Origin of the sequence: Streptomyces sp. NPDC048496 (genome assembly GCF_043200055.1) — a bacterium.
Taxonomy (GTDB): domain Bacteria; phylum Actinomycetota; class Actinomycetes; order Streptomycetales; family Streptomycetaceae; genus Streptomyces.
The window spans coordinates 189,406-203,142 of sequence record NZ_JBICXB010000006.1; the positions used below are offsets into that span (position 1 = coordinate 189,406).

Annotated in this window: 15 protein-coding genes; 10 read left to right on the forward strand and 5 right to left on the reverse strand. The window is 71.1% G+C overall.

Annotated elements, in window-relative coordinates; genetic code table 11:
* Positions 1-48: 48 nt before the first annotated feature.
* The 3 genes from ACGFSA_RS09475 to ACGFSA_RS09485 form a co-directional block, all read right to left on the reverse strand.
* The gene (locus ACGFSA_RS09475; RefSeq protein WP_393302064.1) at positions 49-285 is read right to left on the reverse strand and encodes a hypothetical protein; all 237 of its coding nucleotides are present in this window, start codon (positions 283-285) and stop codon (positions 49-51) included.
* A 137-nt stretch (positions 286-422) separates the two neighbouring features.
* On the reverse strand, positions 423-1,619 hold the full coding sequence (locus ACGFSA_RS09480; protein WP_393302067.1) for a globin domain-containing protein: 1,197 nt from the start codon (positions 1,617-1,619) through the stop codon (positions 423-425).
* An 82-nt stretch (positions 1,620-1,701) separates the two neighbouring features.
* Positions 1,702-2,148 (reverse strand): RrF2 family transcriptional regulator, encoded by a 447-nt coding sequence (locus tag ACGFSA_RS09485; protein WP_393302071.1) that lies wholly within the window; start codon positions 2,146-2,148, stop codon positions 1,702-1,704.
* Between the two features lie 177 nt (positions 2,149-2,325).
* Between ACGFSA_RS09485 and ACGFSA_RS09490 the strand changes: the two genes are divergently transcribed.
* From ACGFSA_RS09490 to ACGFSA_RS09530, 9 genes are all read left to right on the forward strand, one after another.
* Positions 2,326-3,732 (forward strand): family 2B encapsulin nanocompartment shell protein, encoded by a 1,407-nt coding sequence (locus tag ACGFSA_RS09490; protein ID WP_393302073.1) that lies wholly within the window; start codon positions 2,326-2,328, stop codon positions 3,730-3,732.
* A 268-nt stretch (positions 3,733-4,000) separates the two neighbouring features.
* Positions 4,001-5,044 (forward strand): family 2 encapsulin nanocompartment cargo protein polyprenyl transferase, encoded by a 1,044-nt coding sequence (locus ACGFSA_RS09495; protein WP_393302076.1) that lies wholly within the window; start codon positions 4,001-4,003, stop codon positions 5,042-5,044.
* A 125-nt stretch (positions 5,045-5,169) separates the two neighbouring features.
* Positions 5,170-5,766 (forward strand): GNAT family N-acetyltransferase, encoded by a 597-nt coding sequence (locus tag ACGFSA_RS09500; protein WP_393302079.1) that lies wholly within the window; start codon positions 5,170-5,172, stop codon positions 5,764-5,766.
* 67 nt (positions 5,767-5,833) lie between these two features.
* On the forward strand, positions 5,834-6,502 hold the full coding sequence (locus ACGFSA_RS09505) for a DUF6304 family protein (protein WP_393302082.1): 669 nt from the start codon (positions 5,834-5,836) through the stop codon (positions 6,500-6,502).
* A 128-nt stretch (positions 6,503-6,630) separates the two neighbouring features.
* The gene (locus ACGFSA_RS09510; protein WP_393302086.1) at positions 6,631-7,602 is read left to right on the forward strand and encodes a DUF1648 domain-containing protein; all 972 of its coding nucleotides are present in this window, start codon (positions 6,631-6,633) and stop codon (positions 7,600-7,602) included.
* 2 nt (positions 7,603-7,604) lie between these two features.
* A complete protein-coding gene (locus ACGFSA_RS09515) occupies positions 7,605-7,964 on the forward strand; it encodes a GntR family transcriptional regulator (protein ID WP_393302089.1) in 360 nt (119 codons plus the stop codon).
* A gap of 163 nt (positions 7,965-8,127) precedes the next feature.
* On the forward strand, positions 8,128-9,144 hold the full coding sequence (locus ACGFSA_RS09520) for an NAD-dependent epimerase/dehydratase family protein (RefSeq protein WP_393302092.1): 1,017 nt from the start codon (positions 8,128-8,130) through the stop codon (positions 9,142-9,144).
* 105 nt (positions 9,145-9,249) lie between these two features.
* On the forward strand, positions 9,250-9,612 hold the full coding sequence (locus tag ACGFSA_RS09525; RefSeq protein ID WP_393302095.1) for a DUF952 domain-containing protein: 363 nt from the start codon (positions 9,250-9,252) through the stop codon (positions 9,610-9,612).
* Complete coding sequence (locus ACGFSA_RS09530) at positions 9,609-10,520, forward strand: NAD(P)H-binding protein (RefSeq protein WP_393302098.1); 912 nt, start codon at positions 9,609-9,611, stop codon at positions 10,518-10,520. Before ACGFSA_RS09525 ends, ACGFSA_RS09530 begins: the two co-directional genes overlap by 4 nt.
* Before the next feature lie 87 nt (positions 10,521-10,607).
* On the opposite strand, the gene ACGFSA_RS09535 is transcribed toward ACGFSA_RS09530, so the two are convergent.
* Positions 10,608-11,219 (reverse strand): TetR/AcrR family transcriptional regulator, encoded by a 612-nt coding sequence (locus ACGFSA_RS09535; RefSeq protein WP_393302101.1) that lies wholly within the window; start codon positions 11,217-11,219, stop codon positions 10,608-10,610.
* Positions 11,220-11,319: 100 nt separating this feature from the next.
* On the opposite strand from ACGFSA_RS09535, the gene ACGFSA_RS09540 reads away from it, so the two are divergent.
* Positions 11,320-12,798, forward strand: a complete 1,479-nt coding sequence (locus ACGFSA_RS09540) for an MFS transporter (protein ID WP_393302104.1) — start codon at positions 11,320-11,322, stop codon at positions 12,796-12,798.
* A 417-nt stretch (positions 12,799-13,215) separates the two neighbouring features.
* Here the strand turns inward: ACGFSA_RS09540 and sodN are convergent, their stop codons facing one another.
* A complete protein-coding gene (gene sodN / locus ACGFSA_RS09545; protein WP_266981604.1) occupies positions 13,216-13,611 on the reverse strand; it encodes a superoxide dismutase, Ni in 396 nt (131 codons plus the stop codon).
* Between the last annotated feature and the right edge of the window lie 126 nt (positions 13,612-13,737).

Genomic DNA, 13,737 nt, shown 5'->3' on the forward strand with positions numbered 1-13,737 from the left:
GGTTGGTGCGGCCGTGGCCGACCGGATGGATCCGGCCGTCCTTGGCGATCACGCCGCGGCAGAGCGGTCCGGGAAGCTCCGGATAGCCGTCAGGGCGGATGCGGACGCTGACCTCGGCGCCCCTGGGAACCCGTCAACGGCGTGATGGATCATCACGCCGTTGACGGGTTCCCAGGGGCCCTTGTGGTTGCGGCTGTGCGTACGCCAGTCGCCGACCCGGACGACGGTGAGCCCTTCGTTCATCAGGGCTTCGAGGAAGGTGCTCGCGGACATGGGTGCGGACATGGCCGACTCCTTGTGCGCGGGGGGAGCGAATCCTTGCAGCGCGTGTACCGGAGCGCCGGGGCCCGGGCCATTCCCGGGCCCTCTGCTCAGGCGGTGTGCGAGCCGATCCGGTCAATTCCGCGAGCACCCAAGGCGGTTCAGTCCTGGGCGAGCCACAGGTCGGGGCCGAACACCTCGTAGTGGATGTCGGCCGCCGGGACACCCTTGGCCAGCAGCTGGGTGCGCACGGCCCGCATGAAGGGCAGCGGACCGCAGAGGTATGCGTGCGTGCCGGGCAGGACCGGGATGCTGCCCAGGTCGACCAGGCCGGTGCGGTCGGCCGGGTGGCCGGGCTCCGGGTTCTCGTACCAGAAGTGTGCCGCGCCGTCCGGGAGCTTGGCGGTGAGCTGCGCATGGTCGGTGCGCAGGGCGTGGTCGGCCGGGGAGCGGTCGCCGTGCACGACGGTGACCGGGGCCCGGTGGCCGGTCGCCGCGAGGTGCTCCAGCATCGACAGCATCGGGGTGCAGCCGATGCCCGCGGAGGCGAGCAGCAGCGGGGCGTCGACGGCGTCGATGACCAGATCGCCGTACGGGGCGGAGACGCGCAGCCGGTCACCGGCCCGGGTGGTGGCGTGCAGGTGCGCCGAGACCTCGCCGTCGGGCGAACCGTCGCCGTGCACCCGCTTGACGGTGATCGAGTGCAGCTGGGAACCGGGACCGCAGGTAAGGCTGTACTGCCGGATCTGCCGGGCTCCGTCGGACAGTTCCACCTGCACGGAGACGTACTGGCCGGGCCGGAAGGCGGGGGCGGGCGCGTCGTCGGCCGGGCGAAGCTGGAAGGTGGCGACGTCGTCGTTCTCCTCGATCCTCGCGACCACCTCCCATTCACGCCAGACGTCACCGGCGGCGAGGCCCCGCTGGGCGTAGAGCCGGTCCTCGATGGCGATCAGGGCGTTGGCCATCAGCCAGTAGACCTCGTCCCAGGCGGCCGCGACCTCCGGCGTGACCGCGTCACCGAGCACCTCGGCGATGGCGGCGAAGAGATGGGTGTGCACCACCTCGTACTGTGCGGCGGTCACGCCGAGCGAGGCGTGCTTGTGGGCGATGCGGCTGAGCATCACGTCGGGACGGGTGTCCGGGTGCTCGACCAGCTGGGTCGCGAACGCGGCGATGGACCCGGCGAGGGCCTGGCGCTGAGCGCCGGAAGCCTGGTGGCCGCGGTTGAAGAGGTCGCGCAGCAGCTCGGGGTGGGCGTCGAAGAGTTTCCGGTAGAAGAGATCGGCGATGTCCCCGATGGCTGCGCCGACGGCGGGGAGGGTGGCACGGACGGTGGCGGTCGACGACTCGGAGAGCATCGGGCGGACTCCTCAGGTTAAATTGGTATTTTGGATACTTATTTTTGGCAGGGGTGAGGCCCGGCTGTGCCGGGCGGGGGATTCAGTCGGCGGGACGGCGGCTGCTGATGCCGATCAGCAGGGGGCCGGTGGGGGAGGTGACGAGTTCGGCGACGGTGATCGGGTCGAGTGAGGCGTAGAAGGCCTCCTCCGCCAGGCGCAGGGCGCCGCGCAGCCGGCAGGCCGAGCGCAGCGGGCAGGGGGTGCTGCCCTCGCACTCGACGACATCGCCGGGCCCTTCGAGCTGGCGGACGAGTCCGCCGATCGATGCGGACCGGCCGGCTCCGGTGAGGGTGATCCCGCCGCCGCGGCCGCGTCGCGCCTCGACCAGGCCGAGGTGCTGGAGCCGGGCGACCACCTTCGCGGTGTGGGTGTACGGAACCTGCATGGTCGCCGCCACCTCCCGGGTGGTCGGCGGATCCTCGTTCTCCACGACGGCGAGGCGCATCAGTACGCGCAGCGCCACGTCGGTGAATCTCGTCAGCCGCATGACCGTCACGTTAGATAACTTGCATCGAGGATGCAAGTTATCCGCGTCCGGAGACATCGCGGAGCGTCGTGCCCAGCCCAAAGCCCGATTAGTCGCACTCTTTTGTGTAATGGCGTGCCGAGTGCCCATGCTGAAAGGCTTTTCACGCAGGTCAGCCGATGATCGAGAGGACGTCAGATGTCCGTTGGTGAAGAGGTTCAGAACGCGCAGGTATCGCCGCAGCAGAGTCTGGGCACGGCGGCCGCGCGGAACCTCGCGACGACCACCAAGTCCGCTCCGCAGATGCAGGAGATCACCTCACGGTGGCTGCTGCGCATGCTTCCCTGGGTACAGGTACAGGGCGGCACATACCGGGTGAACCGCCGGCTGAGCTACTCGGTCGGAGACGGCCGGGTGACCTTCGTGCAGACCGGTGACCGGGTCACGGTGATTCCCGCGGAACTCGGCGAGCTGCCGGCCCTGCGGGACTTCGCCGACGAGGAGGTGCTCGCCGAGCTGGCCCGCCGGTGCGAACAGCGCGAGATCGCCGCGGGGCAGGTGATCGCCGCGTCCGGGGAATCGGCGGACCGGGTCTTCCTGCTGGCGCACGGCAAGGTCGAGAAGGTAGGCACCGGCCCGTACGGCGACGAGACCGTGCTCGGGGTGCACGCCGACGGGGCGTATTTCGGCGACCACTCGCTGATCGAGGGCGACGCCGTCTGGGAGTACACCGCACGTGCCGTCACGGCGTGCACGGTGCTCACGCTCAGGCGGGCGGACGTGCTCAACCTCGCCGAGCGGGCGGACTCGCTCCGCGCGCATCTCGCCGGGCTGCTCAACATCCCCCACCAGCGCACCAACAAGTACGGCGAGGCGGAGATCGACCTCTCCGCGGGCCATGTCGGCGAGACCGTCGTCCCGCACACGTTCGTGGACTACGAATCTGCGCCTCGTGAGTACGAGTTGAGCGTCGCCCAGACCGTGCTGAAGGTCCACAGCCGGGTCGCCGACCTCTACAACCAGCCGATGAACCAGACCGAGCAGCAGTTGCGGCTCACGGTCGAGGCGCTCCGCGAGCGCCAGGAGCACGAGCTGATCAACAACCGCGAGTTCGGACTGCTCAACAACTGCGACTACGGGCAGCGTCTCCAGCCGCACGACGGGGTGCCCAGCCCCGACGACATGGACGAACTGCTGTCGCGCCGTCGCGGATCGAAGCTCTTCCTCGCGCATCCGCGGGCCATCGCCGCCTTCGGCCGCGAGTGCAGCAAGCGTGGACTGGTGCCGGAGAGTGTGGAGATCGGCGGACATCATGTGCCCGCCTGGCGCGGGGTGCCCATCTTCCCGTCCAACAAGATCCCGGTCACTGACGCCCGCACCACGTCGATCATCTGCATGCGAACGGGCGAGGCCGAGCAGGGGGTCATCGGACTGCAGCAGACCGGCATCCCGGACGAGATCGAGCCGAGCCTCTCGGTCCGGTTCATGGGCATCGACGAGCAGGCGATCATCTCGTACCTGGTGACGGCGTACTACTCGGCGGCCGTCCTGGTGCCGGACGCCCTGGGCATCCTGGAGAACGTCGAGGTCAGCCGCTGGCGCTGACGGTCAGGGGGCCCGGACCGGACTGCCAGGATCGGGGTCCGGGCCTGTGACGGCCTCGGTCCGGGTCGCGCCCGGCCGGGGTGCCCCACCGCAATGACCGCGTGGAAACCACCCACTCACCGAGTCCATCCATGCCCCGGGTCCGGGTTGCTCCGGACCCGGGTGCTCACCGAAACCACCCACGCCCCCGGTCCGGGGGGTGCGCCTGGCCGGGGTGCCCCGAGCCGGCGCACCCCGGTCAGGGGTGCCCCAGGGGGAGCCTGTGACCATGATCAGTACGGACGCCGCCACCGAGGGCAACGAGGCTGCGGCGCTCCTGGAATGCGCCCGGAACCTCGTAGACCCACAACTGCGGGCCGCAGTCGAATCGTTGCCCGGATCCATCCGGCGCGTGGCGATGTACCACTTCGGCTGGGAGCACGCCGACGGCTCCGCGGCCGGCGGGCAGGCCGGCAAGGCGATCAGACCCGCGCTCGTTCTCGCCGCGACCAGGGCGGTGGGCGGCGACCCAGAGCGGGCAGTGCGGGCAGCCGTGGCCGTGGAACTGGTCCACAACTTCAGCCTCCTGCACGACGATGTCATCGACGGGGACCGGACCCGCAGGCACCGTCCCACGGCCTGGGCGGTCTTCGGTATCCCGGCCGCCGTCATCGCGGGCGACGCCATGCTCGCCCTCGCCCACCGGCTGCTCGCCGAGGACTCCCGCCCGGTGTCGGCGCGCGCCTCGGCCCGGCTCGCCGGCTGCGTCATCGAACTGTGTGCGGGTCAGCAGGCGGACTGCTCCTTCGAGAAACGAGGCCCCGACGAGGTCTCGCTGGATGAGTGCCTTGCCATGGCCACAGCCAAGACCGGCGCCCTGCTCGGCTGCGCCTGCGCGCTCGGCGCGCTGTACGCGGGAGTGGGGGAACGGGCGGTCGGCGCGATGGACGGCTTCGGCCGGGAGGCGGGCCTCGCCTTCCAGCTGATCGACGACCTGATCGGCATCTGGGGGGACCCGATGCAGACCGGGAAGCCGGTCGGGGCGGATCTCGCCGCCCACAAGAAGTCCCTGCCGGTGGTCGCCGCACTGACCTCCCACACCTCGGCCGCGGCCGAACTCGCCGGGCTCTACCGGGGCTCCATGAACACGCCCGACGAGGTAAGCCGTGCCGCCGATGCCGTCGACCGGGCCGGCGGCCGGGACTGGGCGCAGGCCTGCGCGGGGGACCGGATGGCCCGCGCCGTCCACCATCTGTCCCGGGCGGTTCCCGACCTGAGCGCGGCGGGTGACCTGCTGGCCCTGGCGGAGTTCGTCACCCGCCGGACGCACTGACCGCAGAGAGGAGGGCAGCGGAGACCGGCCGGGCTCCCACCGGACCCGTACGGCGTCAACTCTAAGATCCTGTGCGTAGGTTGAGGTCGCGCGAGTTCATGGGCGAGTGAGGGCGGGAGCCGGGCATGGGCGTACGGATACGGCAGGCGGATGCGGCGGACCGGGAGCAGGTCGTGCGGCTCCTCGGCGAGTCGTTCCACGACGACCCGGTCAGCAGCTGGGTTTTCCCGGACGAGACGCACCGCCGGGCCGTTCATGGAAAGTTCCTCGGCGTTTTCGTCGATGTCACGCTCGCCGAAGGCCGTATCGATTTACTGGAGGACGGAACGGCCGTCGCGTTGTGGCTTCCGGTGCCCGCCGGTGCACCCACGGAGGAGGACCCCACCCCTGCGCTGATGCGGGCGACCGCGGACCCCGACAACGAGCGGACCGAGCTGGTCGGGAAGCTGACGGGTGCGATCCACCCTCACGACCGGGCCCATGAGTACCTGCTCATGATCGGGGTGTCCCCGGAACGCCAGGGGGAGGGGATCGGGGCGGCCCTGATGGCCGAGGTGCTGGAGCGCTGCGACCGCGACGGCGTTCCCGCCTATCTGGAGGCGAGCAGCGCGCGCAGCCGCCGGCTCTACGAACGGCTCGGGTTCACCTTCATGGGCACGACCGTGGATCTTCCGGACGGCCCGGCGATGTGGCCCATGTGGCGGGAACCGCAGGCGGGCTGAGTCCGCGCGGGACGCAAGCGGAGGGCGGCAGGGGGACGCAGGCGGGCACGGGCTACAGTCCCTGCCCATGACAGACGAGTCATGGGCAGGCTGGTACCGGGACCGCCAGGGTTCCGACGCCATCATCCTCACCACCGACGGACAGCAACTCCGCATCCGGATCCGGGGTGTCGATTTCGAGGGCGAGAGCTTCGACAACCTCGGACCGGTCTCCGGAATGCCGCCGGAGAGCGGCATGTTCGCCCTGGCGGGCGGCGCGCTCACCGACTGCGTGCTGGAGTGGGACCTGCCGCTGCCGGTGATCTCGGACGGCACGGTCCATCAGGCCACCCTCAGCTGCCTGCTGTCACTGCGCCGCCCCGACGCCGATCTCCATCTGGAGCTGCACTTCGGCGGCGCGGTCTACGGTTCGCGCCGGGCCGAGTGCGACTTCGCCACCGCGCTCGCCACGATCCAGCGCATCCTGCCGCCCGGAGTCCGTCTGCAGACCTGCATCGCCTGCGCGTTCTCGGACTACTTCCCGGCGCCCGGCCGTGGACTGTCCGGTGGCCTCGCCTGCTTCCGGGGTGCGAAGGACGCGTACCGGGGGGCGGCGGACGAGGACGACGTCATCGGCCTGTGGGACCGGCGGTCCGGATTCGTCCAGGAGATCTGGAGCTGCCGTGAGTTCGAGGCGCGCCCGGCGGAGGGTACGGGCACCGGACACCGCGGCGCGTTCCCCCTCGAACACGCCTGACCGCTCTCTCGCCCGACGACATGTCGGGCGACGCGCTGTGCCCCGTACCGGATGAACCTTCCCGGTGCGGGGCACAGCGCTTTACTGAAACCTCATTGTTCTACTAACATGCGAACAAGGAGGTTTTAATGAACCGTAAGAATGTCGGCCGCGCGACCCTTGTCGCCCTGCCGTTCCTGCTCGCGCTCATCGTCGACATGGTCCTTTTGGCCGCGTTCCGTGACCGGCTGCCCGGACAGTTGGCCAGCCACTTCGAGGCCGGCGGGCAGGCGAACGGCTATGTGGGCCGGACGTCGTACGTCCTCGTCACCGTCGTCCTGTTCGTGGTGACCGGCGCCTTGTGGGCCACCACGATGGTGAAGGAGAACTTCTCCGGCCGGGCCTACCGCCTGCTGGTCGCCGGGGGATACGCCTTCGCCGGATTCTTCGGCTATCTGATGGCCGCCGTGCTGATCGTGAACCTGGACGCCGGTGAAGGCGCGCCGGGTGTGTCGTTCCCGATGTGGCAACTGGCCGCCGCCCTCGGTGCCGGCGCGCTCGCCGCCGGGCTCGGATTCGTGCTGGCCGCACTGGGCCCCGTACCGCAGCAACCCGACCGCTCCGCGGAGGACATGGACGGAGAACGCATTGCGCTCGCCGATGGGGAGGTCGCCGGATGGGCACGCAGCGCCGACAGCTGGTGGCTGCCGCTCGTCGCGCTCGGACTCCTCGTCCTCGGAGTCGTCCTCTTCTTCCTCGGCAACTGGTCCGCCGCTGTCCTGCTGCTGATCGTCGGCGTGGTGCCGGCGAGCTTCGCCCGACCGTACGTGAGTGTGGACCGGCGGGGCATCACCGTCTCCGGGATGCTGCCCTGGCCGCGCATCCGGGTGCCACTCGACCGGATCGAGGCGGCGACCAGCCGGGACATCAACGCCCTTGCGGAATACGGCGGCTGGGGCTACCGCATCCGGCCCGGACGGACCGGGGTCATGATCCGCTCAGGCGAGGGGATCGTGGCGAGGCTGGTGGACGGGCGGGAATTCGCGGTGACCGTCGACGACTCCGCGACCGGTGCCGCGCTCCTCAACACCCTGATCGACCGGCGCAGGGCGGGGCACTGACCATGCTCTTCCGGGTCGATCCCGCCTCCACCGTGCCGCTCGGCGACCAGATCGCGGCCTGCGTCCGCCGGGCCGTCGCCGACGGGGCAGCGGTCCCGGGCGAGCGGCTCCCCGCCGCCCGGGTCCTTGCCGAGTCCCTCGGCGTCAACGTCCATACGGTGCTCCGCGGCTACCAGCAGCTCCGTGAGGAGGGGCTGATCGAACTGCGCCGGGGCCGGGGCGCAGTCGTCACCGGTGGCGCCTCGCCGCACCGCGCCCGGCTGCTCGAACACGTACGCGACGTGGTCGCGGACGCACGCGAGCTGGGAATGACGGAGGACGAACTGCTGGCCCTGATCCGTACCGAACTCGACCGCACATAAGGGACGTTGCGGGCAGGGGTCAGCGCAGGCCGTTCCATCCCCAGCGCGGTGCCGACCCGGGATCGCCGAGGTCTTCGCCGGCCGGGGACGCCGAGACGTCGCCGATTCCGCCCAGAGCGAGGAGCTGTTCCCAACTGCCCCGGCTGCGGGCAAAGTCGGCCCCATGAGGCTCTTGATCCTGGGCGGTACGGAATTCGTCGGGCGCGCCGTCACCGAGGCGGCGCTCGCACGCGACTGGCAGGTCACCGTGTTCCATCGCGGCCGTCACGCACCCCCGGAGGGCGTCACAGAGCTGTTCGGCGACCGCACCGACGCCGACGGACTCGCGGCGCTCGCCGCCGCCGCGGGGGAGAGCGAGGGAGGGACGCACACCTGGGACCTGGTCGTCGACACCTGGAGCGGCGCCCCCTCGGCCGTGCGGGACACGGCCCGACTGCTCGCCGGCCGTGCCGGGCAGTACGCCTATGTCTCCAGCCGTTCGGTGTACGACTACCCCTCCCCGGCCGGACTCCCCGAGGACGGCCCGCTGGTGGACGGGGCCTCGCCGGACGCCGGGGCGGATGTCCCGTACGCGCAGGCCAAACGCGGCGGTGAACTGGCCGCACTCGACGCGTTCGGCGACCGCGCCCTGCTGGCCAGGGCGGGACTGATCCTCGGGCCGTGGGAGAACGTCGGCAGGCTGCCGTGGTGGCTGCGGCGGATCGCCCGCGGCGGACCGGTACTGGCCCCGGGGACACCGGACACCCCGCTCCAGTACATCGACGCCCGCGACCTCGCCAACTGGCTGCTGGACGCGGCGGAACGCGGACTGCACGGACCGTACAACGTGGTCAGCCGCCCGGGGCACACGACCATGGGTGAGCTGCTGGACGCCTGCGTCCGTGCCACCGGCTCCGGCGCCGAACTGCGCTGGACGGCCGCCGAGAAGATCCTCGCGGCGGGCGTCGAGCCATGGAGCGAGCTGCCGATCTGGCTGCCGCCGGGCGAGCTGTACGAGACCCTGCACCAGGGCGACGTCAGCCGGGCACACGCGGCCGGGCTGCGCTGCCGGCCGGTCGGGGAGACGGTCACGGACACCTGGGACTGGCTGCGCGGGCTGGGCGGCGCGGCGCCGCAGCGGCCGGACCGGCCCGCCGTGGGTCTGGACCCGGAGACCGAGGCGAAGCTGCTGACGGCCTGAGCCTCCGGTGGCACGGCCGGGCGGATCGCGACGGTGCTGCTCGCGGCCGGGTCACCGGCCACGCTGATGGCCCGGAGAACCCTCCGACGCGGCTAGTTTGGCCCCATGGCCGAACTCCTGCTGCACCTCACCGAAAGCGCTCTGTGGGAGGCGGCCCGCGGGATCGGGACGTATGAGATGTCCACCCGCGGCCGCACCCTGCACGAAGAGGGCTTCATCCACTGCTCGCTGCCCCACCAACTCCCCGGCGTGGCCGAGATGCTGTACGGCGCCGGGGCCCCGGCCGACGCCGAGACCCCGGCCGGCCTGGTGGTGCTCGTCATCGACCCGGCTCGGCTCTCCGTGCCCGTGCGGTACGAGTCGTTCGAGCCCGGCGGCGAGGAGTTTCCGCATATCTACGGCCCCGTCCCGGTGGACGCGGTCGTGGAGGTACGTCCCTGGCCGCGCAAGGAAGGCAGCCCCGCATGAACACCACAGCCCCCACCGGCGCCCCGATCATCGCGGTCACCGGAGCGAGCGGCGCAGTCGGCGGCCGCGTCGCCCAGCGGCTCGTGCGCGCCGGCGTCCCCGTGCGGCTGCTGGGCCGTGACCCGTCCCGGCTGCCGGACCTGCCCGGCGCGGTCGCCGCTCCACCCGCCTCCTACGGCGACGGGGCGGCCATGCGCCGGGCGCTCGCCGGGGCGCACACCCTGTTCCTCGTCTCCGCGCACGAGAGCCCCGACCGGGTACGCGAACACACCACCGCCGTGGACGCGGCGGTCGCCGCCGGTGTCGAACGCATCGTGTACCTGTCCTTCCTCGGCGCCGCACCCGACGCCACGTTCACCTTCGGCCGCGACCACTGGCACACCGAGGCGCACATCCGTGTCTCCGAGGTGCGCTACACCTTCCTCCGCGACAGCTGGTACCTCGCCGGGATCCCGGCGATGACCGGGTCCGACGGAGTGCTGCGCGGCCCGGGCGGCGACGGCCGGGTTGCCGCGGTGGCGCACGAGGACATCGCGGACGCGGCGACGGCCGTCCTGCTGGCCGGCGCCGAAAGCGCGGACACCCGCCACGACGGGGTGACGTACGACCTCACCGGACCGGAGGCATTCACCCTCGCCGAAGCCGCCGAGGAACTGAGCCGGGCCACCGGACGGACCATCACCTACCACCCGGAGACCCGGGAGGAGGCATACGCGTCACGGGCGCAGTACGGCGCGGCGGACTGGGAGGTCGCCGGCTGGGTGACGTCCTACGAGGCCATTGCGACCGGCGAGATGGCCACCGTCTCGGACGCCGTACCGCGTCTGACCGGCCGTCCGGCGCAGAACCTGGCCACGTATCTCCGGGAGCATCCGGACAGCTACCGGCACCTGCTCAGGACCGACTGAACTCCCGGCGGTCCGGCGGGGACACCGGCCGGACCGGACCGGTGTGGTGAGGAAGCCCGGCGCAGCCCCCGCCCGGCGCGCACCGCGTCACCTCACGTACACGCCCGCCCGCGCCGCAGCTGCCGCAGCCTCGGCGGCGAGGTCGGCGGCTGCCGCGTCGAGGGGAGCGCCGCTGGCCAGCAGCCGGTAGTAGAGCGGGGCCGAGACCGCGCGGATCACCTCGTCGGGGTCCGTGCCCGCGGGCAGCTCGCCGCGTTCCAGGGCAGCGGTGACGCAGCCCGCCCACTCCTTGACGCGGATCGTGTAGAAGCGGTGCAGGGACTCGGCCGTGCGCGGATCGCAGGTCGCCGCGGCGATCACCGACGTGAAGAGCGGGCCCTGGCGCGGGTCGGTCAGGGTCTTTACCACGAGCAGCGCATTGGCCCTGAGGTCCTCGATCAGTGAACCCGTGTCCGTACGGGGAGAGGACTGCCCGGCCATGTCGTCGAGCAGATCGGCGATGAGGCCGGTGGGGGTGGACCAGCGCCGGTAGACGGTGGTCTTGCCGACTCCCGCACGGCGGGCGACATCGGCGAGGTCGAGGCCGTCGAAGCCGTGCTCGACCAGGGCGTTGCCCGCCGCCCGCAGGACGGATTCCCGGACCCGGGCGGTACGCCCACCGGGCCGGACGGTGCCGGGTTCCACACCCTCAGAAGTCATAACGGGTCTCCAGTTCCATTAGACAGGCTTCCCCTGCTACGGTGACCTCACCTTAACGGAACCACGGACCCGTTAAAACTCCTGCCTGAGGAAGACACTCATGTCCGCACCCAGCACGACCCCGTCACCGACGGTCGAAGCCGACGCCACCGCCGCCGCCTGCGCGCAGTCCGGGATCCGCATGACCGGGCGGCAGAAGCTCGTCCTCACCCTTCTTCTCGGCGCCCAGTTCATGATCGCCGTGGACTTCTCGATCCTGAACGTCGCACTGCCGGTCGTCGGCAAGGGGCTCGGCTTCTCCCTCGCCGGCCTCCAGTGGATCGCGACCGCCTTCGCGCTCGCCGCCGCTGGCTTCACCCTCCTCTTCGGGCGTGTCGCAGACATCGTCGGGCGCAAGCGGCTGTTCCTCGGCGGGATGGCCGTCCTCGGCGCCTCCTCCCTCCTCGGCGGACTCGCCACCTCGCCCGAAGTCCTGCTCTCCGCGCGCGTGCTGCAGGGTCTGGCCACCGCGGCCGTCACTCCGGCCGGGCTCGCCCTGCTGACGACGGCCTTCAAGGAGGGCCCGCTGCGCGAACGCGCCCTCGGTCTCAACGGTGCCCTGATGTCGGCCGGGTTCACCGCGGGAGCCATTCTCGGCGGGCTCCTCACCGACCTGCTCTCCTGGCGCTGGGCGTTCTTCATCAACGCCCCCGTCGCCCTGGTCGTCCTCGTCCTCGCTCCGTCCGTCATCACCGACTCGCGCCCCACCGAGCGGCCCAGGCTCGACATCCCCGGCGCCGTGACCGTCACCGGCGGACTCCTCGCCCTCGTCTACGGACTCACCCAGGCCGGTGAGATTGGCTGGACCACCCCCACCACCCTGGCCGCACTCCTTGCGGGCGTCGCCCTTCTCGTCGCCTTCTGGTTCGTCGAGAAGCGGGCCACGACGCCCCTCGTACCCGTACAGATCCTGAAGCGACGCAGCGTCATCTGGGGCAACACGGCGGGACTGATCGCCTTCGTCACCGAGACCTCCCTCGTCTTCCTCCTCACCCTCTACCTGCAGGAAGTCCTCGGCTACTCGCCCCTCGCCACCGGATTCGCCTTCGGCGTTCTGGGCCTGGGCACCGTCATCGGCGGCACCCTAGGTGGCCGCGCCGTCGGCCGCCACGGGACCCGGACCACCATCGTCAGCGGCGGTATCGTCCAGGCAGCCGCCACGCTCACCCTGGCCGCCCTCGGCACCTCCGGCGCCTGGATCTGGCTCCTCCTCGCCGCCACCTTCATCGGCGGCATCGGCAACATGCTGATGATCGTCGGCTTCATGGTCACCGCCACCTCCGGCCTCCCCGACACCGAACAGGGCCTGGCCACCGGCCTCGCCACGATGACCCAGCAGGTCGGCATCACCATGGGCATCCCGGTGATGAGCGCCGTCGCCGCCGCCCGGATGGCCTCGCTCGGCGACACCGGACCCACCGGCGTCCTGTCCGGAGTCACGGTCGCGATCCTGGTCAACTCCGCACTGGTCCTGACGGGTTCGCTGCTGGCCGGCGCGTTCCTGGGAACCAGGCGGCGCGCGGGAGCCACCGGCCGGTGACCGCCCGGGCGGACCCGCCTGATCGGGGAGCCGCCGGGCCGAGCGCCCGGCGACGGTGCCCCGGCCGAGCAGGACGGCAGGCCCGGGACATTCGCCCTGCACGCAGGGGCGCTGATGTCCGATCAGCTCGAAGAGAACACCGGAAACCCGTGGGTGCGACCGGGCGCCCGCCTGACCCACGCCGCGTATGTCCACGAGCACGGCCCGCACGCGTTCCTCGAAGCGGACGGCTCCCCGCCGATCAGGCTGCCCGAGCCGGAGCAGATCCGGGGGTGGGGCCCGAGACCTCGTACTCGCGCACCGTCGAACGCCAGGAGGGCCCGGCAGCCGAAGCTGCCGGGCCCTCCTGGCCGTGTACGCCGTCCGCGCTGCGGCAGTCGGGTCCGCCCGGACCCGCCGCATGTGCCAACTCGGCGATCAGGCCTTCTTGGTCTCCCAGAAGATCTTGTCGATCTCGGCGATGTAGTCCAGCGCCTTCTGGCCCGTCGCCGGGTCCGTGGAGGCCTTCGCGGCCGACAGCGCCTTGAGGGCGTCGTTGACCAGCTGGTGCAGCTCCGGGTACTTCTCGAAGTGCGGGGGCTTGAAGTAGTCGCTCCACAGCACCGAGATGTGGTGCTTCGCAAGCTCGGCGCGCTGCTCCTTGATGACCACCGCGCGGGCCCGGAAGTGCGGGTCCTCGTTGGCCTGGTACTTCTCCTGGACGGCCTTGACGGACTCCGCCTCGATGCGGGCCTGGGCCGGGTCGTACACGCCGCAGGGCAGGTCGCAGTGGGCGCTGACCTTCACCTTGGGGGCAAACAGGCGGGAAAGCATTGAGCTGTCCTTCCTCGTGATCGTCTTCTCAGGTGGGACATTACTCCGTGAGGGACGTGTTTTCGTGGGTGCCCCCATGGGCTTAGGCCAAAAGTCCAGGGTGAGTATGGGACCAGTCGTCGAATG

Coding starts and splice junctions, on each gene's coding strand:
- ACGFSA_RS09535 (WP_393302101.1), bottom strand. CDS start 11,219: ATGACTTCTGAGGGTGTGGAACCCGGCACCGTCCGGCCCGGTGGGCGT.
- ACGFSA_RS09515 (WP_393302089.1), top strand. CDS start 7,605: ATGCTCTTCCGGGTCGATCCCGCCTCCACCGTGCCGCTCGGCGACCAG.
- ACGFSA_RS09480 (WP_393302067.1), bottom strand. CDS start 1,619: ATGCTCTCCGAGTCGTCGACCGCCACCGTCCGTGCCACCCTCCCCGCC.
- ACGFSA_RS09530 (WP_393302098.1), top strand. CDS start 9,609: ATGAACACCACAGCCCCCACCGGCGCCCCGATCATCGCGGTCACCGGA.
- ACGFSA_RS09475 (WP_393302064.1), bottom strand. CDS start 285: ATGTCCGCACCCATGTCCGCGAGCACCTTCCTCGAAGCCCTGATGAAC.
- ACGFSA_RS09485 (WP_393302071.1), bottom strand. CDS start 2,148: ATGCGGCTGACGAGATTCACCGACGTGGCGCTGCGCGTACTGATGCGC.
- ACGFSA_RS09495 (WP_393302076.1), top strand. CDS start 4,001: ATGATCAGTACGGACGCCGCCACCGAGGGCAACGAGGCTGCGGCGCTC.
- ACGFSA_RS09510 (WP_393302086.1), top strand. CDS start 6,631: ATGAACCGTAAGAATGTCGGCCGCGCGACCCTTGTCGCCCTGCCGTTC.
- ACGFSA_RS09525 (WP_393302095.1), top strand. CDS start 9,250: ATGGCCGAACTCCTGCTGCACCTCACCGAAAGCGCTCTGTGGGAGGCG.
- ACGFSA_RS09490 (WP_393302073.1), top strand. CDS start 2,326: ATGTCCGTTGGTGAAGAGGTTCAGAACGCGCAGGTATCGCCGCAGCAG.
- ACGFSA_RS09540 (WP_393302104.1), top strand. CDS start 11,320: ATGTCCGCACCCAGCACGACCCCGTCACCGACGGTCGAAGCCGACGCC.
- ACGFSA_RS09505 (WP_393302082.1), top strand. CDS start 5,834: ATGACAGACGAGTCATGGGCAGGCTGGTACCGGGACCGCCAGGGTTCC.
- ACGFSA_RS09520 (WP_393302092.1), top strand. CDS start 8,128: ATGAGGCTCTTGATCCTGGGCGGTACGGAATTCGTCGGGCGCGCCGTC.
- ACGFSA_RS09500 (WP_393302079.1), top strand. CDS start 5,170: ATGGGCGTACGGATACGGCAGGCGGATGCGGCGGACCGGGAGCAGGTC.
- sodN (WP_266981604.1), bottom strand. CDS start 13,611: ATGCTTTCCCGCCTGTTTGCCCCCAAGGTGAAGGTCAGCGCCCACTGC.